Source organism: Bacteroides sp. 2201st1_D9_2201SCRN_220225, from assembly GCF_040928965.1.
Classification (GTDB): Bacteria; Bacteroidota; Bacteroidia; order Bacteroidales; family Bacteroidaceae; genus Bacteroides; species Bacteroides stercoris.
In genome coordinates this window covers 17,844-41,986 of sequence record NZ_JBCODG010000029.1, presented here as the reverse complement: position 1 = coordinate 41,986, position 24,143 = coordinate 17,844, and the positions used below count along the sequence as shown (strand labels likewise).

Genomic DNA, 24,143 nt, shown 5'->3' with positions numbered 1-24,143 from the left:
TAATTGTTAAGGAAATGCCCGCATATCCCAAAAACTATCCTTTCTATAACTGGGTGCCTAAACCGATAGGCATTATCATCCTGTTCATGTTCTTCCTGCCCATTCTTACAGTAGGCGGAACTTACTCTGCCAGCGGCACGGAGATGATGAGCGGTCTGGGCATCATATCCGAACATATCCAGTTTGCCAACTTCGCCACATCCATAGGCATGGCGGCATTCTGCCCTTTCCTGTACCGGCTGGTATGTATCCGCAGGGAGAAAATGATGTGTATCGTCGGATTTTCGCTGATGTATATCTTCAGCTACATCTGCGCCAAGACAGACAGCATATTCCTGTTGGCGCTATGCAGTCTGTTTATGGGATTCCTGCGTATGGTGCTGATGATGGTCAATCTGTTTACTCTCATCAAGTATGCCGGTAACGTAGAAGCAACCGAAAAGATCACCCCCGGCAATGAACCCACCACCGGTGAAGGCTGGGACAAACTGGATATTGAACGAAGCGCTGCACAACCCGCCATTTACCTGTTTTTTATGGTATTGGGGCAGTTGGGCACATCGCTTACAGCATGGCTTACTTACGAATACGAGTGGCAATATGTTTATTACTTCATGATGGGGTTGCTGTTGCTCTGTATCCTCATTACCTTCGTCACGATGCCTTATCATAAGTATGCCACCCGCCGTTTTCCTATCAACCTCAAACAATTTGGCAACGCTTCCATCTTCTGTATCACACTGACGTGCATCACTTATGTGCTGACTTACGGCAAGGTGCTCGACTGGTATGACGACCCTACAATCCAATGGGCAACGGTCGGTGCTGTGGTTGCAGGTATTCTGTTTGTCTACATAGAAGTAACCCAGCGCAATCCCTACTATCAGTTCGACGTACTCAAGTTGCGAACTATCCGCTTCGGATTCCTGTTCTACTTTCTGTTAATGGTACTGAACTCCAGTTCAATGTTCGTCAATGTATTTACGGGAATAGGCATGAAGCTGGACAACTATCAAAACGCGACATTGGGCAACTGGTCTATGTTAGGTTATTTTATCGGTGGCATTGCAACGATCTGGCTCAGCGTGAAAGGAGTGCACTTTAAATATCTTTTTGCCGCAGGTTTCCTGTTTTTGGGATTATCCGCCATGTTCATGTACTTTGAGGTACAGGGCGCAGGCTTGTACGAACGAATGAAATATCCAGTTATTATCCGTTCTACAGGCATGATGTTCCTATACTCGCTGATACCGACTTTTGCAACCCAGCGTATGCCTTATAAATACCTCTCATCGTGGATTTGCACAATGCTTACTGTACGTATGGTACTTGCTCCCAGCATAGGAACCGCATTATACAGCAATGTATTGCAGGAACGGCAGCAACACTACATTACCCGTTATGCACAGAATGTGGATATGATGCACCCCGAGGCATCCGCCTCATTTATGCAAACCGTACAAGGAATGCAATATCAGGGGAAAAGCAAGCAGGAAGCCGTTAACATGGCAGCCACATCCACCAAAGGGCGCATTCAGGTGCAGGCCACCTTATCGGCAGTCAAGGAGATGGCGGGTTGGACATTGTATGCTTGCCTTTTTTGCATGATATTTGTTGTGGTACTGCCCTATCCTAAACGGAAATTATTAACTTAGCACTGTTTTCAAACAAGAACCGTAAACCCTACTCTCATGGATACCCGACAAGAACGTTTATCGCGCCTTGACAGTGCGTTATTGGACAAACGGCAAATTTGCAGTTCGGAAGGCGTGCTTTGCGCCTTCCCGTCTGCCTTGAAAAGTCCGTTTATGATAGACGGAGTGGGACTTATAATTTGCCGTCAAGGAAGTTTCACCTTCATCCTTAACCAGAAAACATTTTCCGCCAAAGCCGGTGATACGCTCTTTCTGCCGAAGGACTCCTTGTTTCAGGTACTACAGGCATCCGACAACGTAGAGGTATATATCTTCATCTATCAGACCGACCCCATACGGGACTTTATGGGAAACTCGGTAGTATCCATGCACCTATACTCGCATCTGGCCACCGAACCGTGCTACGTATGGAATACCGGAGAAGAAGAAGAGGTTTTAAAATACCTGTCACTATTGGACAGTACGCTGAAAATAGAAGAGAATCCTTTTAACCGGTATGAACAGAAGTTGCTTCTGTTGGCACTGACCCACAGGCTTTGCTCGGTTTATACACGCAAACTCATTGCCGAAAAGACTTCCGTAAGCCACAAGCACGATATATTTATCCGCCTGGTGCAATTAATAGAACAATATTATACGAAAGAGCGGGGGGTGGACTTCTACGCGGACAAGCTATGCCTGTCGCCCAAATACCTCTCCGCCCTCTCCAAATCCATTTGCGGATACACGGTACAGGAGCTGGTATTCAAGTCCATTATCCGCAAAAGCATTTCACTACTCAAGAATACACAAAAGAACGTACAGGAAATCTCCGATTTCTTCAACTTCCCGAACGCATCCTATTTCGGCACTTTCTTCAAGAAACAGATTGGAATGTCGCCACAGCAATACCGCAGAATGTAGGGAAACATCATATTGCTATTACGCTTTCAGTCGAATAACGAAACGGCTGCCTTTTCCCAATTCACTCTGAACGGTCAGCGTGCCGCCATGAGCTTCTACAAAATCTTTGGATATGGATAGTCCCAATCCGCTTCCCTGCACTTTCGTACCGGGTACACGGAAGTAACGGTCGAAGATGCTCTGGTGATAGCGCGGATCAATACCTTTACCAAAATCTTGTACATAAAGTTCCACACTATTATCTTCCTGCCTTGCGCCGATAATGACATGCCCGTTTTCCTTGGAATAACGAATGGCGTTACTCAACAGGTTAGTGAGCACCCATGCTATCTTCTCGCTATCCACAAACAATTTCGGCATCTTCTCTTCCGGATATTCCACCTCAATCTGGATATTGAACTTATCGGCCTGCACCTGATTTGCCTTGATGGCATATTCTATCAGTTCGATAGGTTTCGTTATCTTCGGTATCATCTGCAACTTGCCGGCTTCCACCTGCGTCATATTAAGAAGCTCGCCTGTAATCCCCAGCAAGCGGTCAGCATTTTCCCTTATACTTTTCGAAAGTTGTTCCTGTTCCTCGTTCAAAGCGCCCACACGGTTGTCCTCTAAAAGCTGCAGACTCATAAGAATGGCGGAGATAGGGGTCTTCAATTCATGCGAAATCGTAGAAATAAAAGTTGTTTTTGCCGTATCCAGTTCTTTAAATTCGGTGATATTCTTCAACAGGATAACATCGCCCAGATTATGAGACTCGTCCGTATCGGCATCCGTATTCATAATAGTAATATAAGATGCCTGAAAATAGCTTTCCTTATTATCCGCATAAATTTTCAAAGGCTCTTTCTTCTCGCCCGGATTAACCAACTCCCTTATCAGCCTCCGGAGCAGATCGTTTTTCAGCGACAGTTCCTCTGCCGAACGGCGTATGACATCCTCACGCTTCAGATTCAGTACGGTCAGCGCTTCTTTATTGACGAAAAGAATTTCGTGTTCGCGGTTTAAGCCGATAATAGGTTCATGAATACTGTTTACGATGGCTTCCAGAAACTTTTTGGCGGATAAAATATCATTCAGCGTACTGGTACGATATTCCGTAAGGCGTTCCGCCATGCTGTTAAAACTATCGGCCACCTCGCGGAACTCTTCGTGTTCGCTCATGTCAAGGCGTTTTTCATAATTATGGTTAGCTATTTCGAGGATGCCCTGCGTCAGTTCCCTGATAGGTTTATTAATGGAGCGGGGCAACCATACCAACAACACGATACTGGCAAGAATGCAAATACCGCCCGTAATGGAAATCCAAAGCAAGGCCCGTTGCAAGCCGGGCATGGCGGCAGGGCTATCCGGCTCCGTAGCCGTCAGTATCTGGAGATTTACAACAGAAAGGGCTACCAGCAGGATTATCATACCTGCCAGAACACCTACACTGAGTATCAGTTTTGTACGAATATTCATAACGGTCAAGATATTAAATTTTATGCAAGTATAATCAAATCTACGTTTGCTTGCGCCAGTTCGTTCACAAATTTTCTATATTTCAGAACCATAAACAAGGATTGCGGCAAAGCGAACGAAGGACTGCCCATACAAACGGTCGTTATCTGCTTCTCTTTACAAGCCGTAACGATGCTGTCCAACACGTCTTTGGATTGCACCTGCATGACCTCTCCGCCCAATTCGGTCACCAGCTTGAAATGATTCAGCAGATGCCGCTGGTTCGCAAGGGCAATGCGGTCGGCACTCTCCCGGGGAGTCTGTACATAAAGGGCAACGAACGACGTATTATAACGGGTTGCCAATCGTGCCGCCTTGCGGATAATGCGGCGTGGCGTTTTCTCATGACTGCTGATACACGCCATGAACTTCTCATGCCGCACGCCCACACAGGAAACCACCACTTCATTCTCCACTTTCTTCTCCACTCTTAACGCCACCTCCTTCAGAGCCAGTTCGCGCAGTTGCAGAATATTTTCCGTCTTGAAGAAATTATTCAAAGCAAGGGCCACTTTATCCGGCTTGTATATTTTACCGGCTTTCAGGCGGGTTATCAGCTCTTCCGCCGTCAGGTCGATATTCACCACTTCATCCGCTTCTTCCAGCACACTGTCGGGAATGCGTTCCTTTACCTCGATACCAGAAATGCCTTGCACTTCTTCATTAATGCTCTCGATATGCTGTATGTTGACAGCGGATATAACATTGATACCCTCATCCAGCAAGTCCATTACATCCTGCCAACGCTTCTCATTCCTACTGCCTTCTACATTGGTATGCGCCAGCTCGTCCACAATAACGATTTCCGGATGGATACGGATGATAGCGTCAAGGTCCATTTCCTCGAGTTCCTTACCCTTATAGAATATCTTACGCCGGGGAATTACGGGCAGTCCCGCCAACACCGCCTCCGTACCGGCACGTCCATGCGTTTCCACATAGCCTATATTCACGTCTACCCCATTGTCCAGCAAGTCATGGGCTTCCTGAAGCATACGATAAGTTTTGCCTACACCGGCAATCATGCCGATGTAGACCTTAAACTTACCACGACGTGATTTCTTAATCAAGTCGAGGAAATGTTGTACACTCTCCTCCCTGCTCATGGCTTCAGAGTTATACCAAACACCAGATGCGCATCTTCCATACGGGGATTCCAAATAGCCTGCGCAAATATCGGTATCGCGAATTTGTCCGTCACCTTTATATCCTTCGTGGCTTTCAGTGCCAGATTGGTTACAGCGAATCCGCTGTTCGGTACTCCGTAAACACCTACGCCGGCTTCGTAAGGCAGAAAACCGCAAGTGGCATTCAAATCGACGGATTTAATGCTGAACGGATAGTTCAATTCTACATAAGAAGAATAATTCTGCTCTCCCTTCTCATTCTTATCCGCGCCGGCAAACATCGTGTACCAGGCTATTGACAGCGGAAACTTCTCCAACGGAAGTGTATAGGCAAGCCCCGCTTCAAAATGGTGGGCCGTTTCATGGCTTTTGAAGTTAAAATACTTATTGCTTCCCTGACCTGCCCACCAAAGACTGGCAACGGACAAGGTCAAACCGGAATCACCGAACGTATAAGCTGCCGTCAAATCTATTTCTTTGGCAGCCTCACCGTCCGAGGAACTTGTTCCATCGAAATCGGTAGAGCCCCATGCCGTCAACGCAAAGCCGCCTATCCCAAAGCCTAAAGTCGGCTGGAAACTAACTCCGGTTTGATAAAAGCCGCGCCATACATAGGAACTGATCAAATCACCCTGTATCTTAAATTCCTGCGCCTGCACTTTATCCACTCCCATAAAATTTACTGCCAAAGCGGCAATAACGCCTATTACCGTTACTTTTACCCGATTCATATCTTTCATTATTTTCTTATTTTCCATTTGCTTTTTCCAATGCAATATTCAGTTTCAGCACATTCACTTTCGCCGTACCGAACAATCCCAGCAACGGTTTTTCAACAGCCTTGTCAACGATGCCCCGGACAGTAGCCTCATCCATTCCCCTTGCCTCAGCCACACGCTTTACCTGTACATAAGCACTGGCAGGCGTAATATCGGGATCAAGCCCCGAAGCGCTGGCCGTTACCATTTCGGCAGGAACTTCTTTACGCTGCAAATAAGGATGATGCAGCAAGAATGTATCTATACGCGCTTCCACTTCCGCAAGGTATTCTTCATTTGCAGGGCCTTTATTGCTACCTGCCGAGCTGCTTGCATCATAACCGTCACCGGCACAGGAAGGCCGTCCCCAAAAATAAATGTCTTCCGTAAACATCTGCCCCACGTTGGCAGCGCCCACTGCCTTGCCGTTCAGGGTCAATACCTCGGCATTTCCTTTATTCGGCCCTGCAAATTGTGCGAATATCCACAATACAAGGATATAGAACACGGAAAAGAATATGCAGAAAGCGACGGTTATTCTAACTGATTTCCAAAGAGTTTTCATTTTCTTTTTATTTTAAATTAAAAAAACAAACTGACAAACATATCTATTAACTTAATACCTATGAACGGCGCTATGACACCACCCAAACCATAAATCAGCAAGTTGCGGCGCAGTAACGCGCTTGCGCCGATCGGTTTGTACCGGACGCCTCTCAAAGCCAACGGTATCAGTATGGGAATGATGACAGCATTAAAGATGATAGCCGAAAGAATGGCCGTTTCAGGGCTATGCAACCCCATGATATTCAATGGGGCCAATTGAGGGATAGCAACCATGAACAGTGCGGGAATAATAGCAAAGTATTTGGCCACATCATTCGCAATGGAGAAAGTCGTAAGCGTACCGCGCGTCATCAGCAACTGCTTGCCTATCTCTACTATTTCAATCAGCTTGGTCGGGTCATTGTCAAGGTCTACCATATTGCCGGCTTCCTTTGCAGCCTGCGTACCGCTATTCATGGCAACCCCCACATTTGCCTGCGCCAGCGCGGGGGCATCATTGGTTCCGTCTCCCATCATGGCAACCAGTTTGCCGGCCTGCTGTTCTTTCTTGATATACTCCATTTTATCCTCCGGCTTTGCTTCGGCAATGAAATCATCCACACCGGCTTTTTCGGCAATATATTTGGCGGTCAACGGGTTGTCACCGGTCACCATAACCGTCTTCACCCCCATTTTACGAAGACGTTCAAAGCGTTCCTGGATGCCCGGCTTGATAATGTCCTGCAATTCTATGACTCCCAATACCGCCTTATTGACACACACTACCAGCGGGGTACCGCCATTGCCCGAAATGACGGCAATCGCTTCTTCCACTTCTTTCGGGAATTTATTCCCCGCGCTTTCCACAATCCGACGAATCGCATCGAACGCACCTTTGCGGATTTGAGTACCATCTTGCAGGTCGACACCGGAACATTTGGTTTCGGCCGTAAACTTAATCATGTGGGCTCCCGCAGTATTGAGGTCGCGCATACGATGTCCGTTCTCACGCCCCAACTCGATGACGGACTTTCCTTCCGGGGTTTCATCGGAAAGCGAGGACAATAGGCAAGCCTCTACAAACACCTTTTCATCAATGCCCGGAGCCGGATGAAACTTGGTAGCCTTACGATTACCGATAGTAATTGTACCGGTCTTGTCCAACAGCAACGTATCAATGTCACCGGCAGTTTCAACGGCTTTGCCCGATTTTGTAATTACATTGGCACGCAGAGCACGATCCATACCGGCAATACCGATTGCCGAAAGCAAGCCGCCGATGGTTGTCGGTATCAGGCAGACAAACAATGAAAGAATAGCCGCAATAGAGATATACGTACCCGGATGGTCGATATTGGTATAGTCCGCCATCGGAATCAACGTAATACATACGATTACGAACACTAACGTAAAACCGGCCAATAAGATAGTCAGCGCTATTTCGTTCGGTGTTTTCTTCCGGGTGGCACCCTCTACCAGCGCAATCATCTTGTCGAGGAAACTCTCGCCCGGTTGTTGCGTAACCAACACCTTTATCTTATCCGACAGCACTTTCGTACCGCCGGTAACGGAGCTTTTATCACCGCCCGCCTCACGGATTACCGGAGCGGATTCACCGGTAATGGCACTCTCGTCAATAGAAGCCAACCCTTCCACAATCTCGCCATCGGCAGGAATCGTATCGCCGGCTTCGCAAACAAAGAAGTCTCCCTTCTTGAGACGTGCGCTGCTTACAGTGCGTAACTTGCCTTCCACCAAAACCTTTGCGGGCGTTTCTTCACGCGTTTTACGCAGGCTGTCCGCCTGTGCCTTGCCACGGGCTTCGGCAATGGCCTCGGCAAAGTTGGCAAACAACAAAGTGACAAACAATATCACAAACACCAGGAAGTTATAACCGAACGTCCCGTATTCCGATGTTCCCAAAGAGAGGATGCAGACTACCAGCATCACCAATGTCACCAGCTCCACAGTGAACATGATCGGATTCTTTATCATCACCCGCGGATTCAACTTCACGAATGACTGTTTCAAACTTTCCATTACTTGCTCCTTTTGAAACAAAGAAGCTGATTTTTTATCCTTCATAAACATATCTGATTATTCTTATCTCGTTACAAACTGAAGTGTTCGGCAATAGTACTCAACGCATGTGCCGGGAAGAAAGACAAAGCTGCCACGATAAAGATTACGGCAAAAGTCATTACGGCAAAAGTGAACGTATCGGTTTTCAGCGTACCGGCACTTTCGGGAATAAATCTCTTCTGCGCCAACAGACCTGCAATGGCAACCTGCCCTACAATAGGAAGAAAACGGCTCAGAATAAGTACCCAACCGCAGGCATAGTTCCAGAAATAAGTATTGTCGCCCAAGCCTTCGAAACCGGAGCCGTTGTTGGCAGCGCACGAAGTAAATTCATAGAATTGCTCGCTCAGCCCGTGAAAACCGGGATTGTTCAGCCAGCCGCCCTCACTCTCTACAAACTCCGGATGGTGCGCAAGGAGGTAACAAGACAGAGCCGTGCCTACCAATATCACAAACGGATGAAGCAGCGCAACGATTGTTGCTATTTTCATCTCCCGGGCTTCCACTTTCTTTCCGAGAAACTCCGGTGTACGTCCCACCATCAGTCCGCTGATAAAGACTGCGATAATGATAAATGTATAATAGTTCATCCACCCTACGCCGACACCGCCGAACCAAGTGTTTATCTGCATGTTCAGCATCTCCATCATACCGGACAGGGGCATCGTAGAATCGTGCATGCCATTGACGGAACCATTGGAAGTAACCGTAGTCGTAATGCTCCATAATGCGGTGGCGCCTGCTCCCAGACGGACTTCCTTGCCTTCCATAGACCCATTGTCCTGTGCAATACCCATATCGTCAATGCGAGGATTACCGTTCATCTCCTGATAAACATTGATGCCGACACCCGCCAAATAGGCACAGAGCATTACGCCGTAAATACTATAAGCCAGTTTCATCCGTTTTGTATAAAAACCCAACGCAAAAACCATAGCCATAGGTATAATCAGGATAGACCAACATTCTACGATATTGGACAGGTAAGTAGGATTTTCCAACGGATGAGACGAATTTACGCCGAAGTAACCACCGCCGTTCGTACCCAACTGCTTGATAGGAACGATGGCAGCCACCGGCCCTTGTGACACCGTTTGTTCCTGTCCTTCAAGCGTAGTCACCTCCATCTTACCGTCAAAGCCCATCGGAGTACCTTGTGTAATAAGGATAAAGCCGACAATCAGTGAAAGCGGCAAAAGAATACGCGTGCAACTCAATACAAGAAAGTTCCAGAAGTTACCGATTGTATTCGTTGTTTTACGGCTGATGGACTTCATAATGCCCGCCATAGCCGCCATACCTGTCGCTGCGGTAATAAACTGGAAGAGCATGATGACGAACAACTGGGTGAAATACGTCAGTCCGCTCTCACCGGAATAATGCTGCAAGTTACAGTTTACCATAAAACTGATGCAGGTATTGAATGCCTGGTCGGGAGTTTGCGGGCCATTACCGTCAGGATTCAGCGGCAGCCATCCTTGACTGACCAACAGCACCATTCCCCAGACAAACCAGAAAGCATTCAATATCAGCAACGCCTTGAGGAACTGCTTCCAGTTCATTTCTTCATTGGGATTAATGCCCGCTACCTTAAATATCAGTCTCTCTACCGGTTTCATAAAGTCCGACCATGTCTTCTCTCCTTTATAAACCTTCGCAATATATTTTCCCAGCGGATAAGAAATCGCCACTAACAGGAAAATCTGTAAAACTACACCTAAAATTTCCGTATTCATTTCTTTAATCTTTTAGAACCTTTCGGGTTTCACCAGAACATACATCAAGTACCCGAACACTGCAACACCTAATACAAATAATACTGTGTACATAATCTTTTCTCTCCTCTTTAAATCTTCTCAAACCAATCCACACATTTCCAGAATAGCCAGAAAGCGAGAAATCCGCTCAATAGGCAGAAAATAAATGAAATCGTTATTCCCATGTTTTTACGTTGTTAAATTAATATTCATGTTTTACCGTCCTCATAATTGCCAAATGCGTGCCAAAATAGGAGCCTAAAAGATAAAACACTGATTGACAAAGAAATAAAACAATAAAGAGGAGTTACAGAAAAAGAAAACACCCTTTCAAAATGAAAGGGTGTCTATCAAAATAGAAAAGGTACATTGCATGATTTGAGGTTCATCTGGCGAAACCATTTATTTCATCAGGGGAAACCGGAAGTTCCACGGGGTGAAACAAAGAGTACCCCGGCATGGTACACTTTGTTTCCCGACATGGAACACTTCGTTCCACGCCGGGAAACTTTCAGCAAGCTACGGAAAAGAACAGATTATATTCCGTATTCTTCGATTTTGCGGTAGAGTGTGGTCAATCCGATTTTGAGCAGGCGGGCTGCTTCGGTCTTATTACCTTTTGTATATTCCAGCACACGGGCGATGTGGCGACGCTCCATAGCAGAAAGTTCAAAACTGCCGGGAGTGGTTTCATCGGATTGTTCGTAATGTGTGTTCTGTATATCGAGCGGCAAGTCGGCAACATCCAGCCGTTCACTCTCGCAAACAATCAGACTGCGCTCTATCACATTACGCAATTCCCGGATATTACCTTTCCAAGGTTGTTGTTCGAGGGCTTCGAGAAAAGCGGGTGTTATTTCCGTAACGGGACGTGCCAACCGAACGGAGAAGTCCTTTACAAAGGCTTTTGCCAAAATACGTACATCGCCCGCCCGTTCACGCAAGGGCGGCAGATGAATCTGGAATACGGAGAGTCTGTAGAATAAATCTTCGCGAAAACGTCCTGCGGTAATCTCTTCCGGCAGATTGCGGTTGGTTGCGGCAACAACACGCACATTCACACGGGTGGGTTTGGTATCGCCAATCTTTATATATTCGCCTGTTTCAAGAATGCGCAGCAGTTTGGCTTGCAGTTCAAATGCCATTTCACCGATTTCATCCAAGAAGATAGTGCCATTGTCGGCCTCCTCAAACAATCCTTTCTTATCTTTCAATGCTCCTGTAAACGAACCGGCTTTATGACCGAACATCTCGCTTTCCAACAGTTCCTTACTGAAAGAGGAGCAGTTTACCGCTACGAAATTCTGCTTGGCACGCTTACTATTATAATGTATGGCTTGCGCAAAGACCTCCTTTCCCGTACCCGTTTCACCCGTCAGTAATACGGGAACATCCGTTCCCGATACTTTCTGTGCCAGTGAAACGGCATCTTTCAATGCTTTCGAATCACCCAAAACAGAATCGAAAGAATACGTATGCCCTACTTTCTTTTCCAGTTTCTCCAAGCGGACGTTCATGCGCGCCTTCTCCACGGCACGGCTGACAAGCGGTATAATCTTATTGTTATCATCACCTTTGGTGATATAATCGAAAGCGCCGTTCTTAATGGCCTGCACCCCGTCCGGGATATTACCGTGCGCCGTCAACAGGATTATCTCTACGTTAGGGGCTGTTTTCTTGACAGACGACACAAGGTCTACCCCGTTACCGTCAGGAAGAAACACATCGCACAAGACTACATCCGGGCTCTGAAATTCCAACTGCTTCAAAGCAGTCCTGCAATCACCGGCCTGGCATACTTCATATCCTTCCAACTCCAACATACGCGACAAAAGGGTACGGATCTGTACTTCATCGTCAACGACTAAAATCTTGCTCATATTTTTCGGATAAGTTTAAAGTAATAAATGGTAAAAACAGGGGATGTGCAAATATAAACGTTTTCCGGGAAACAAACGGCATGTCTTTTGAACTTTTATAAGTGAAGGGAGCGCACATAAGACTACGGAAAAGTAAAAAAACACCTTACAATGTATCCTCAGAGGCATTGTAAGAGAACTGAAAAAGAAACTCGCCCTTCCATTTCGGAAATGAGCCTTCTAAAACGAAAAGGAATACAGAGGCTTCATCCGACCGTAAAAAAAGAATAACTAAAAAAGATTTAAAAATGAAAGTTTGCAAATTCGGCGGTACTTCCGTCGGCACAGTAGAGAGAATGAAACACGTAGCGGAACTCATTTCAGAGTCCACACCGAAGATTGTAGTCCTGTCCGCAACGGCAGGCACTACCAATCATCTGGAAGAGATTGCAGCCAGCCTGTTCAACCGCGACATAGAGCAGGCACACGAGAAAATCACCCGGCTAGAATTCCAGTTCATAGACTTTGCCAACGAACTGTTGACAGACGAGTCCACAAAGCGGGAAGCGATAGATTATATTCTCGACCGCTTCCAACGACTCTGGCAATTTATCAATGATGAATTCACCTCGGTTGAAGAAAAAGAGGTTTTGGCACAAGGGGAACTTATCAGTACAGCCCTGCTGCACTTCTACCTGCGGGAACGGAAGATTGCCAATATCCTGCTCTCCGCCTTCGACTTTATGCGTACCGGGCCGGAAGGAGAACCGGACTTGAAATATATAGAGGAAAAACTGCAGGCGCAATTGGCACAGTATCCCGGCATCAACCTTTTTATTACTCAAGGGTACATCTGCAAAAATGCTTATAATGAAACGGATAACCTGAAACGGGGCGGCAGCGACTATACGGCATCGCTCATCGGCGCTGCCATCCGCGCAGAGGAAATACAGATATGGACGGACATTGACGGAATGCACAATAATGACCCGCGTGAAGTATCGGGAACCCGCTCCGTAAAGCATCTCAGTTTCAACGAAGTCGAGCAGCTGGCCTTTTACGGAGCAAAAATATTACACCCGTTCTGCATCGCCCCGGCACGCAAGCGCAATATCCCGGTACGATTGCTCAACTCAATGAATCCTCAGGCAGAGGGGACATTGATTTCGGATTTACAGGATGACAATATCATTAAAGCCATAGCCGCCAAAGACAACATCTTCTACGTGAAGTTCGAGTCGAAACATAACTTATGTCCTTATCAGTTTATCAGTAAGATTTTTGATACCTTTGCCAAATACAGAACGCCGCTTTGTCTGTTGGTTTCATCCAATCAGGATGTATCCGTCGCCATAGACAACAGCGAACATCTATGCAAAATCCTTGCGGAGCTGGAACAATATGCAAAAATTCTGATGGAAGATCGCATGTCCATTGTGTCCGTGGTGGGAAACATGCGTTGGCAGTATGCCGGTGTCGAAGCACAGATTATAGAAGCTCTGGCAGATATTCCGCTGCGTATGATTTCGTATGGCAGCAATGACAGTGACGTGGCATTCGTCATTAAGACGGATGACAAGAAAAGGGCTTTGCAGGCACTCAGCAATAGACTCTTCGAGCCGGAGACGGATAAAATTGTAAAGTAAATAAAAGTTCAATCTATGGAGCCAATAAACAGATACTTTCAAAGAATTCCGTATTTTTGCTTTCATTGTTTTTACAACCTTATATAATATAAAGTCTAACTAAAACCAACAGATATGATAACTCCCATCTATTCCCCCGCCCCCGGCAGATACGAAAACGGTATGAAATACCGCCGTTGCGGAAAGAGCGGCATCCTTCTACCTGAAATATCTTTAGGACTATGGCACAACTTCGGCGATGTCAATACCTTCACCAACTCGCTATCAATGGCACATTATGCATTCAACAAGGGTATCACCCATTTTGACCTCGCCAACAATTACGGCCCTTCCTGCGGCTCTGCAGAAGAAACATTCGGTATGATTATGAAGAAATCATTTATACCCTACCGGGATGAATTATTCATTTCTACCAAAGCAGGACATGAAATGTGGCCGGGTCCTTACGGTGATTGGGGTTCCCGAAAATCACTGATGAGCAGCCTCAACCAAAGTTTAAAGCGGATGAACCTCGAATATGTAGACATCTTCTATACCCACCGTTACGACCCCAACACCCTCTTGAAGAGACACTTCAAACACTCGTTGACATCGTACGACAAGGTAAACCGCTATACATCGGCATTTCCAAATACCCTAAAGACAAAGCAGAATTAGCATATAAATAACGTGAGTTCGACAAACTCACGTGTTGTTTAAAATCTAACCGCAAAGATAGTACACTTTCGAATATTAACATAACATACCCACAAGCTTTTCGGACTGACCCAAGAAAAGCCGGTTCATAAAGAGATATGACCGGCCTTTCTTAACTTTTACATCAAAAATATAAATGTATTATTTCTCAATTTGTAACAACATTACTTTTGAACCACAATTTTCAACTTACAGGTGCGTCCGTAAAGCAACGCCACACCATCGTAAGTAAGTCCGGCTATGCCAGCTCCCGAATAGGCCGGACCTTTACCTCCCACAACTCCTGTAGGAGTAGCTATTTTACACCCTCCGGTAACTAACGCATCTGCATCGTTTGCGGCTTCAATAACATGAATAACACCATATTTACCCGCTGCAGTAACAAAAGCAATATAGGTATTATCCTTTATCTGCAAACTACAAGGATCATTCGGGTATCCATCAGAAGCATTGACCCTTTGCATTAACATATCAGCACCCTGTGTAGTCACACTTTGCAACATATTCAACGCTTCAAAAGTCTTGGCGTCAGGAACCGCACTCTCCACCATCACATCAACGCCAAGCTCAGTGACCTTATCCTCAGGTATAAGAGTAAACATCGTTCTGTTCGTAGCAACGCCTACCGGTTTGATCCAGTTATCTACATCATAACGCCGTCCCACCGGTCCTCCATTAATTCTTGATGCACTGACATAAGAGAAACCTCTATTTTTAACGGCAACAAACTCCGGATTTCTCCATATATTGACGAAAGCAAAATCTACACTGTTTGCCTTTGAACCATATCCTTTAATTTCCTTCAGGCTTAATACATGCTTCTGCACACCTTGTACCATTATTCCCTCTATGGAGAAAATATAAGGTTGATCCGGTTCTGTTGAATGTTCCCATTCGGGTGCCATTTCTATATTGTTGAAAACAAGCGCAACATTATTGTCAACCCCCTCAAGACCTTCGATATTGATAATTTTTTCCTCTCTTCCTCCCTCTATATCTTCCACCACAATCTTGATTCCATTGGTATCTTTATTGTCTACGACAGTTTTCAGGATAAATTCCATTTCCAACGGATTGCCTGACACCGGAATAGTCGTATATTCCTTCAGGTCACCCAGTACTTTATTGCACAACGTATGTTTTACAGACTTAATACCCACGGCAGAACGAATCACTACAGACAGAGAAACCTCTTCATCGGGTACTAAAACAGGGAAATCCGATGGTTCTGTGAATATCTGAGATGGAAGTTTGGTTATCTTTTTAATAGGTATTACCTTTTGTGACGTTTTTGTCAAAACGTCCGTCGATGTCACCAATATCCCGACTGCTTCACACGTGTTGACCTTGACATTCAAATCAAATTCAAGTGTCATATCAGTTTGCAAAGTATCTATCTTTAGACGTTGACGCTGCGCTGCATTTACCTCTTCATACTCTCCACTATCCCCTACCTTCAATAAAGTGGCATATATACTATGTATACCCACAGCAGAAAAACTTCTGGCAGATACAGTCACCGTCGAGTTATATTCTACTGCATCTATCTCGGCAGGAGAAGTGAGTTCTATTGTGGGTGGCGGATATGCGCTATCATCCGAATAATCGGCTTCACTATCACTACAACTTGTCAACGACAAGCCCCATAGCAGGGCAAACATCAGGATTATGGTGTTTTTGATATATTGTTTCATAGCCATTCATTTTTTATTTTAAAGATTCGATTTGCAATTGAAAACAATGTAAGTCTCCGCTTACACTTGTTTCGGTTACCCCCCTAAAAGCCCACTTATGTGAAGTCAGGACAAATATACAATACTCGGAGCCTCTATTTCTATTTTCCACTTCTACGAAAGAATAGGTACCAGAAGTTAAATTAGAAGTAATTTCCGACTCAAGATTGGACAACAGTGCACGCCTGACAGTACCTACCAGAACAGTCTGTTCACTTACTTTTTTCTTGAAAACGTCGACAGCCGGAGCTATCAAGTCTTCGCTGTTCAATGATACAGAACAGAAGAGCATATCTATTCCGTTCACTGCTTCTGTTTTTGTTTCAAGATATCTGCAATCGTTTTCCACTTCATATTGCGTCACCTCGGAAATAGTGGAAGGAAAAAGCACTGTACTACCGATTATCTTTTTTTCTTCGCTATTATAGCTGACAGGCACAAACACCGGCACTTTCTTACTCTCTCTAGCAGCCTCCGTACCCGTATTTATGATTGCGGTTTGTCCATAGACAGCATTTGTCCTGTCCAACAATGCCACTGAATGAGTAGTATTTCTGATAGATGACGCCACCTCTTTATAACTACAAGAGCTAAATAAATTTTGCTCAGACAAATGCGCATAAACCAAGACATTCGTTGTTCTGAACCGGTTCCATTCCGGGACTTCTTCTCCCTTATTATCCTCGTCACTACACGAAACAAACAGGCAAGAAATAACACATATAAATAGCAGATATAGATAGTTTGATTTCATTTTTCATTCATTTTACAAATTCAACTTCAGCAAACAAAGCCCTGTGGTCAGAAACTTCCGGATTGGATAAAACTTTAAACGACTTCACTTTCCACTTATTCTGTGGAAGCCCGAATATATAATCAATCTTGATTGTCGGCTGATCTGCCGGGTAGGTGAATGTATCATCGCAGATTCTCTGCCAATTCTTCATTACTTCACAAATCACATTAGAATCGTGTCGGGCATTAAAATCTCCTCCCAGCAGTGTCGGGATGTCTCCCGTACCAATCCGCTCATTAATCTGTTCGGCCATTGCACTCCTTATCAGATCTGTCGAATGATCCAGGTGAGTCGTCCCTATCCTGATTACGTCTGAAGTTCCCGGTTCCTGAATATCTACATATAATAGCGTACGGGGTTCTTTGGCTCCGTCTATTCCTTCAAAAGTTTTGTTATTGATATAAACGAAAGGATATTTTGAAAGTATGGCCACTCCATATTCTCCACCGCCAGTATCCATCGCTTTCCCGAATACGGAAAACAATCCCAACTCCGCAGCCAGTTGCGTGGTGAAATCTTGTTTTTTATTCCTTTTTGTGTTGTAATCTATTTCTTGTAACATTACAACATCCGGATTGTATTTCCTGATAAATACAGCGTACTCTTTCACCGAGTAACCAGTCATCTCTCCGGACATTCGACAATTATAGCTCATTATTTTAAGAGCCTGCGCATACGTACTTTGATACGCAAAGAAGAAAAGGCATACCCATACAACGGGTTTTAAAAGTGCTCTCATAAATTTACTTTTTATTATTAGATTAAGTTGACTTATTCAACGGTATATGTATATTCCGATATTTTTTTAAAGCTAACTGGCGTGATGGATTGCATCACCTCCAACACATAGTTCAAATCGTTCCCTTTGCAAACAAAGTTGTACGTAAACGAAGCAATCTTTTCGTTTTTAACTGCAATTTCTATATCAAAATGCCGCTGGAGTGTTGTAAGCACTTCTTTCAGTGATGCATTTCTGAAAGTAAGCTGGTTCCCCTTCCAACTCGAAGCATCATCGTGATATCTATCAGTTTTTATTTTTATTACATTACTTCTTTTTTCATAAACTGCAGTTTGTCCGGGAAATATTTGCTGCATAGGTCTACGACTTCGTATATGCCCGATATTTATACTTCCTTCGTCGAGTGTAGTTTTGATTACCTTATCTGAAGGATATGCTTTTACATTGAAACATGTTCCTGTCACTTGTATTTTTACATTCTCGGCAAATACCTGAAAAGGGGATTTTTTATTTTTTGCTATTTCAAAATAAGCCTCTCCTTCCAACGTAACATCCCTGTTGTATTTTGCAAACTGCTCCGGATAAGTCAATTTAGAATCGGCATTTAACCACACCCGGCTACCATCAGGAAGTAATACAAGTAACTTTTCACCTCTCACAGCACAGACCTCACGATAAACAAGGTTTGCCTCACAACGACTTTGATAAAAATTATATCCTGCACCTACTGCAAACAAAACAATAATACAAGCCACCGCCCACTTAAAGAACAACGGCATTCTGATTCTCCTATTCTTTCGTTTTTCTTCCTGCATCACAGCTTCCTGAATATTCTTATAAATGCGATATTCATCAAAAGGAGGCAGTTCTCTGTCGCCTAATTCGAGCTGCTTACCTTCTATTATCCTCTGAATATCGTCATCCATATATTTCCCGATGCTGTCAACTATTTCAAAGTTCTGATTTGTATGTTTCTTTTTTAATTTCATATTTCAATATCTACTAATAATACACACTGTTACAAAAAAGTATTATACAGGCTACGTTAAACCGTGTTAATTCAAAAGAACGTTCCATATCAGCAAAAAGTGATAGGATCACATTATATAATACAATACACCAACAGCAGGCTAAGCTCTCCCACTGTCGAGCGAATCTGTTTTAAAGATTGGCTATATTGAAATTTAATTGTATTTATTGAAAGATTGAGTTTATCGGCTATTTCCTGATTGGAGTATTTTCCCGAAACTTTCATTTCAAAAACTTTGCGGCGTTGCGGCGAAAGTTGTTCAAGGGCTTGCTGTATGATGTTCATTTGTTCTTGTTTAAGGTTTTCGTTTTGAGAATCGTCTTCCAATTCCAAAACCATTGAAAGACAATCCTCAAGTAAATAGATATTTTTCTTTGAATCTCTCAACGTATTGAGCAGATCATTCTTCAACATCGTAAAAAGGTATCTGTTTATAGGTTTTGTCTCGTCGATTTCTTCTTTTTTCAGCCAGAGTTTTAAGAATAAGTTCTGCACAGCATCTTCAGCCAATTCCTTATTCTGCAAATATTTAAATGCTAAAGAAAAGGTCTGCGCCGCATACATCTTGTATACAATACTAAATGCCAGCTGGTTCCCCCCTTTCAGAGCCTTAACCAAAGCTTGGGCTTCATCCTGTGAGTATTTCCGGAACATCTTAATCATTTTAAATATAAAAATAAAAACTTATCATCTCAAGCCTTTATTTTCAAATATATTAATTCTTTCTGATATAGCATGATTCGCGAGCAATAAATGAAACAGGCCTCTTCTTTATTTCACCAGTCTTTGATATTTACTGAATAAAAAAGCTGAAAATGATAATAATCCACCAGTTGTTAAATGAACATCTTTTCGAGTATTTTTCCGCTCAGTTGCATTCACCCAGCTTTCCTCTATTTCCTTTAATTTATTTTCAAGTTGTTTCTGATCGACCGTTACACCTTCCCCGACCGCATTGATGAATGTATTGATATACACCTCCCAGCGTTTTGAATAATAATCACTTATCAGTCCCGCCCACGAACGACTGGCATAATCGTTCAGGCTCCCCCCCAGGTAGTAATCAAGTTGCGGGCATTCTTTTCATAATAGTCTTTCAATTGAGGGGAGTCTCCCATCTTCCGTGCATCATCAATCCATTTATCCAGCGAACAGTAAGGATGAAAGGCATTCAGCTTATCCAAGTCATTCAATATCTCTTTCATTTTCTCGCCGCAAGCTTTCAAAGCCTGATAATCTTTGGCTTCAACCATCCTATCAAACTCCATTTTCACATCAAGAAAGTAGTTTCCAAGCACCTGTCTGCCTACAGTAATCAAATCCAAGCGAAAAGCATCTCTCCGGTCAGAAGGCGCTTCGTTCAGTTTTCGCCAAACCTCTAATAACTCAACATTACTATACACATTACTTGTCCGTTTTTCACTGTTCTTATTCAATTCAGGGCGATACCCGGGTAAAGTACCCAATGTGCGCGGCACCTGTACATAAATGTCATTGAATAATAGTTTCCAAGCATCGCGTACAGGCTGCGACACGCATCCCACATGTCTGTCAGCCAGACATTCAATCCATTTATTATCATCTACATTCAGATTCCATGCTTTCTCAAGAATGTATTCGTAGGGAAATTGCACCACGTCCAATCCTTCCAGCGTAGAGCCGATTCCTTTAAGGTTACCTCCACCGTTCATGAGAGCATTCTCAAGTCGTGCGCCACTTTCTTTGACGTTACCTGTCAAAGTTGTGTTTCCCCCGAAATTGCCCAGATAACACCAAATATAGGGCTGATCATGAAAATGCTCTGTTCTTTTCCATAATTCAACATTTTCACAATGATAATCAAGTAATATCATTTTATTCTGTGGCACTCCTGTCAACAAAGCCTTCATTCGCTCGGAAGTCCATTTATCTTTATCAAAATAAAACATCCACGTCATTTGCATCCATTGGGCTTTGGGATCGGCAGCCGTCAATGTAGCGTACATATCCGATGCTATCTTCCGCAAATATTCAGGTTCGAAACTGGGTGGGTCAACCTCGTTGAAAGGATCTAAACCATAAATATGATCGGTTCCGAAAAGTTTTTTTTGTTCATCAAGAAATAGTTTCTGAATTTTCGCAAACAAAGCATCGTTAGGGTTCAGAAAGTTACAACGGTATACATCAGCAAAGCCGGCCCATTTGCCCAAATGTTGAATATCAGCCTCGGGATAAATCCGTTTTAAATCGGCAGGTACATGTCCAGCGAAAGCTGGTAATACGGGCTTCATATTCAATTCACGCTCACGTGCGAGTATTTTTTTCTGCAAGTTTACCTGGTGTTCCAACCATTCCATCGGCAACGGACCATTCCAGCGATCTATGTTAGCCATCCGATGCCAGGGCAGATACGGCGGTCCCGTGAAGTAAGAGCGTATTTCGATGTCCGACATTCCCATTTTCGACCAGACTTTATACCACACAGCTTCTTGTCCGGTAATTGCCAAAGGCATATTTATACCATTAAGGGCCATCCAGTCAATAAAGCGCTCCCATTCTTTCCATTGCCACCAAGGCATCGTGTAACCATACGTGCAGTAATTCAGGAAAAAACGAGTATCCACTCTCGCTTCCGAAACAACCTTCTCACCAACCATCGGCAATTCTTCAGGGATTTCAACGGCTATATCCGCATACCATGACACTGTAGTGAGACAGTAATATTTCAAGTAATGGTTCAGTCCCATCGCCATTGAATTGGCGTTGTTTCCACCGATTACAATTTTATCTTTTACGGACTCTATCGTAAAGCAGTCTTTCTCTCCTTTCAACTTTTGAAATTGAAAACTCTCGATATATGACGGCAGCAAACGTTTCAATAATGCTTCCGCAACAGCTACGTCTTTGTCTTTAGCCTGAAGAACCAACGACATAAGTAGCATAACCAGACATGTGTATACACTTTTTCTTTTCATTCTGATTTATAATTTTATATAGATTTTTCTTTTTAACAAAACATATCCCAACAGCCCATTGAACAACAGGAAAAATACACCGTACATAAATGAACCGAAGTAATTTCCGAATAACGGGTTAAACAAATTGTTGAATACAGCCGTATGGATATGCCAATGCACAAGCAATCCTCCGACTATGCAACTAAACACATAAATTACAAGCGGATTCGCTCCAAATGCTTCGAAAAACGAAAACCACTTTTTATTCTGCTTCACATCAATGATATAAAGCAGCAATGCCAATGCCAATGCCGCAATCCCACAAGTAAGCAAAACAAACGAAGGAGACCACAAACGTTTGTTCAAAGGACAGGCATAGCTTAACAAATAGCCGGCAAACAACAGCGTGGTACCTATAAGGAATAGATTCAGCATCCGGCAGTCATTGTCTTTAATATCGATGATTATCTTTCCGCAAACAAAACCGATCATTACTTGAGACACAGCGGGAATCGTACTAAGTATCCCCTCGGGATCGACAAACTGGCGGCCCTGAAGATACATGTGGTTAGATCCTAAAATAGCCGAATCAATCATCCCGATGATATTATCCACACTTTTCTCAAATCCGTTTCCAAATAACTGAAATATAAAGTAGGCAGCCAGCAAAACGATGGCTAATGGCATAAACCACTTATGCGGTATTTTTACAGCCAATAAGGCTGTAATGCCATAACAAATCCCAAGCCGTTGCATAACACCCATCAACCGGAGCTGACTCAAATCAAAATAGTTAGCACTATCTATTGCTGTAAGGAACCACTCTATAACCAGACCGATCAATATTAACAAGAGACTTCTTTTTATGATTTTCGCAATCGCCGATCGATACTGGAAGTTATACTTACACAAGGAGATGTAGGTCGAAATACCCATCAGGAACATAAACATCGGAAATACCAGATCAGCCGGCGAAAAGCCATCCCACTTGGCATGTGCGAACACAGCATAGTTATAGCCACACTTTCCTGTGTTGTTGACCAAGATCATCCCGGCAACAGTAATACCCCGAAGTACATCAAGCGAAAGTAACCGTTTGTTCGGATTCATAATGCCTGCTTCTTTTAATTACTTATTATATATAAAATAGCTGTTCCGGCGGCTAACACTATCCCTATAAGCGATTCATAAGGTATCAGCTTCAAACGTTCCTTAAAGTTAAGTTCACATACCCCTCCTGTCGCATGAAAGAACGAGCCATGTGGCAAATGGTCAAGAACTGTAGCTCCGGAATTAATCATAGCCGCTCCCCAAACCGCAGAAATACCTATAGCCAATATCGTTTCAGCGAACGAAGAAGAAGCCAGTGTCGCTCCGGCTGTTGTCGATGCGGTAGCCGCCGACATCAACGCGCCTGATATAGGAGCAATCAATACATCACTCATATGAGCATGATCCAATCCTGTAAGAATCCAATCTTTCAAAGAAGAGTTCTTTATGATGCCGGCAATAGTTCCAGTTCCTATCAACAGAATAGCTACCACAGACATCTTTTGCAGCCCATATGCTATACTTGGAAGAATATTTTTCCATTGTTTCATACAGATAGCACCACATAACCCACCTACCGGCAAAGCTATCAAAGGATCGATATTAATTCCTACCGCAGGACGTAATGCCAATAAAACAATCGTAACAACAGGAGCAATCAGACTGGTTCTTAACGAAGGAAGATTTCTCTCTTCCTCTTTATCCTCTGTTTGCATCATTGTTTTTTTGTTTTTTACCGATTGAGGCATTAGACGAACAATAACGAAAACAGTGAAAAACAAACCGATCACTGCCGGTAAAATATTGGCAAACATTACAGCCGATAGATCTGCATTAAAATTTCCGGCTGCTATAATGGTGTTCGGGTTAGGTGATATGATATTTCCACATTTACCTCCCCCGATCATAGCAATAAGCAATACAGATGGAGACAGATTTAGACGCTTGCCTATCGAAAGAGCCACCGGCGCAACGGTTATCACTGCCACATCAATAAAGACGCCTACCGTACAAAGCAACATCGTTGCGAGTGCCAATGCCATAAATACCCGTTTTTCACCCATTTTGTTTATAATCGCATTGGAGATGACCGTGGTAGCTCCGGTTTGTATCAATATGCCTGACAAGACTCCGGCTGTCAGAATCCGCAATACCGCCGGGGTGACCTCTTTCACCCCTTCGGTCATCACCGTAACGGTCTCATTCAAAGATAGTCCTCCCAACAACCCCCCGACTATCGCTCCGATAATCAGACTGTATGTCGGAGAAAGCTTTCTTATGATTAACAGTATGGATAATGAAAGCCCGATTAATGCGCCTATCGCTGTCATTG

The 24,143-nt window shown here is 44.0% G+C and carries 18 protein-coding genes and 2 pseudogenes; 4 read left to right on the top strand and 16 right to left on the bottom strand.

Translation table 11 applies throughout. The annotated features are described in order from the left end of the window. Window positions 1-14: 14 nt before the first annotated feature. Both AB5903_RS11425 and AB5903_RS11420 read left to right on the top strand, forming a co-directional pair. The gene (locus tag AB5903_RS11425; RefSeq protein ID WP_005652377.1) at window positions 15-1,655 is read left to right on the top strand and encodes a hypothetical protein; all 1,641 of its coding nucleotides are present in this window, start codon (window positions 15-17) and stop codon (window positions 1,653-1,655) included. A gap of 36 nt (window positions 1,656-1,691) precedes the next feature. Beyond that, the gene (locus AB5903_RS11420) at window positions 1,692-2,558 is read left to right on the top strand and encodes a helix-turn-helix transcriptional regulator (protein ID WP_005652379.1); all 867 of its coding nucleotides are present in this window, start codon (window positions 1,692-1,694) and stop codon (window positions 2,556-2,558) included. Between the two features lie 18 nt (window positions 2,559-2,576). Here AB5903_RS11420 and AB5903_RS11415 read toward each other — a convergent pair whose 3' ends face one another. The 8 genes from AB5903_RS11415 to AB5903_RS11380 form a co-directional block, all read right to left on the bottom strand. Beyond that, window positions 2,577-4,016: an ATP-binding protein gene (locus tag AB5903_RS11415; protein WP_005652381.1), complete on the bottom strand. Its 1,440-nt coding sequence runs from the start codon at window positions 4,014-4,016 to the stop codon at window positions 2,577-2,579. Between the two features lie 20 nt (window positions 4,017-4,036). After that, window positions 4,037-5,161: a sensor protein KdpD gene (locus AB5903_RS11410; protein WP_117741486.1), complete on the bottom strand. Its 1,125-nt coding sequence runs from the start codon at window positions 5,159-5,161 to the stop codon at window positions 4,037-4,039. Next, window positions 5,158-5,922: a hypothetical protein gene (locus AB5903_RS11405; RefSeq protein WP_034535875.1), complete on the bottom strand. Its 765-nt coding sequence runs from the start codon at window positions 5,920-5,922 to the stop codon at window positions 5,158-5,160. Before AB5903_RS11405 ends, AB5903_RS11410 begins: the two co-directional genes overlap by 4 nt. A 7-nt stretch (window positions 5,923-5,929) precedes the next feature. Next, window positions 5,930-6,505 (bottom strand): K(+)-transporting ATPase subunit C, encoded by a 576-nt coding sequence (locus AB5903_RS11400; protein WP_005652390.1) that lies wholly within the window; start codon window positions 6,503-6,505, stop codon window positions 5,930-5,932. Window positions 6,506-6,522: 17 nt separating this feature from the next. Beyond that, window positions 6,523-8,571, bottom strand: coding sequence for a potassium-transporting ATPase subunit KdpB (gene kdpB / locus AB5903_RS11395; RefSeq protein ID WP_040315517.1), 2,049 nt, complete (start codon window positions 8,569-8,571; stop codon window positions 6,523-6,525). Window positions 8,572-8,597: 26 nt separating this feature from the next. Then, window positions 8,598-10,304, bottom strand: coding sequence for a potassium-transporting ATPase subunit KdpA (gene kdpA, locus AB5903_RS11390; RefSeq protein ID WP_117985484.1), 1,707 nt, complete (start codon window positions 10,302-10,304; stop codon window positions 8,598-8,600). Window positions 10,305-10,316: 12 nt separating this feature from the next. Beyond that, window positions 10,317-10,397, bottom strand: a complete 81-nt coding sequence (gene kdpF / locus AB5903_RS11385; RefSeq protein ID WP_117666942.1) for a K(+)-transporting ATPase subunit F — start codon at window positions 10,395-10,397, stop codon at window positions 10,317-10,319. Between the two features lie 464 nt (window positions 10,398-10,861). Further along, window positions 10,862-12,205 carry a sigma-54 dependent transcriptional regulator gene (locus AB5903_RS11380; RefSeq protein WP_117858648.1) on the bottom strand — a complete coding sequence of 448 codons (1,344 nt, stop codon included), beginning with the start codon at window positions 12,203-12,205 and terminating at the stop codon, window positions 10,862-10,864. 287 nt (window positions 12,206-12,492) lie between these two features. On the opposite strand from AB5903_RS11380, the gene AB5903_RS11375 reads away from it, so the two are divergent. Together AB5903_RS11375 and AB5903_RS11370 are read left to right on the top strand one after the other, a co-directional pair. Further along, window positions 12,493-13,830: an aspartate kinase gene (locus tag AB5903_RS11375; protein ID WP_117956021.1), complete on the top strand. Its 1,338-nt coding sequence runs from the start codon at window positions 12,493-12,495 to the stop codon at window positions 13,828-13,830. Between the two features lie 114 nt (window positions 13,831-13,944). Further along, a pseudogene (locus AB5903_RS11370) lies at window positions 13,945-14,495 on the top strand (aldo/keto reductase); the annotation flags it as partial. Window positions 14,496-14,690: 195 nt separating this feature from the next. Here the strand turns inward: AB5903_RS11370 and AB5903_RS11365 are convergent. The 8 genes and pseudogenes from AB5903_RS11365 to AB5903_RS11330 all read right to left on the bottom strand — a co-directional run bounded on the left by AB5903_RS11365 (window position 14,691) and on the right by AB5903_RS11330 (window position 24,141). After that, window positions 14,691-16,220 (bottom strand): hypothetical protein, encoded by a 1,530-nt coding sequence (locus tag AB5903_RS11365; RefSeq protein ID WP_060386479.1) that lies wholly within the window; start codon window positions 16,218-16,220, stop codon window positions 14,691-14,693. A gap of 13 nt (window positions 16,221-16,233) precedes the next feature. Continuing rightward, a complete protein-coding gene (locus tag AB5903_RS11360; RefSeq protein ID WP_195658432.1) occupies window positions 16,234-17,013 on the bottom strand; it encodes a hypothetical protein in 780 nt (259 codons plus the stop codon). A 7-nt stretch (window positions 17,014-17,020) separates the two neighbouring features. After that, on the bottom strand, window positions 17,021-17,794 hold the full coding sequence (locus tag AB5903_RS11355; RefSeq protein ID WP_060386462.1) for an endonuclease/exonuclease/phosphatase family protein: 774 nt from the start codon (window positions 17,792-17,794) through the stop codon (window positions 17,021-17,023). Window positions 17,795-17,826: 32 nt separating this feature from the next. Beyond that, window positions 17,827-18,783 (bottom strand): FecR family protein, encoded by a 957-nt coding sequence (locus AB5903_RS11350; protein WP_117858653.1) that lies wholly within the window; start codon window positions 18,781-18,783, stop codon window positions 17,827-17,829. 113 nt (window positions 18,784-18,896) lie between these two features. Beyond that, window positions 18,897-19,478, bottom strand: a complete 582-nt coding sequence (locus AB5903_RS11345; RefSeq protein WP_060386480.1) for an RNA polymerase sigma factor — start codon at window positions 19,476-19,478, stop codon at window positions 18,897-18,899. Window positions 19,479-19,595: 117 nt separating this feature from the next. Then, window positions 19,596-21,778: pseudogene (locus tag AB5903_RS11340) on the bottom strand (alpha-N-acetylglucosaminidase). 6 nt (window positions 21,779-21,784) lie between these two features. Next, on the bottom strand, window positions 21,785-22,870 hold the full coding sequence (locus tag AB5903_RS11335; RefSeq protein ID WP_195658434.1) for an acyltransferase family protein: 1,086 nt from the start codon (window positions 22,868-22,870) through the stop codon (window positions 21,785-21,787). Between the two features lie 14 nt (window positions 22,871-22,884). Then, window positions 22,885-24,141, bottom strand: a complete 1,257-nt coding sequence (locus AB5903_RS11330) for a GntP family permease (protein WP_060386466.1) — start codon at window positions 24,139-24,141, stop codon at window positions 22,885-22,887. Window positions 24,142-24,143 lie beyond the last annotated feature (2 nt).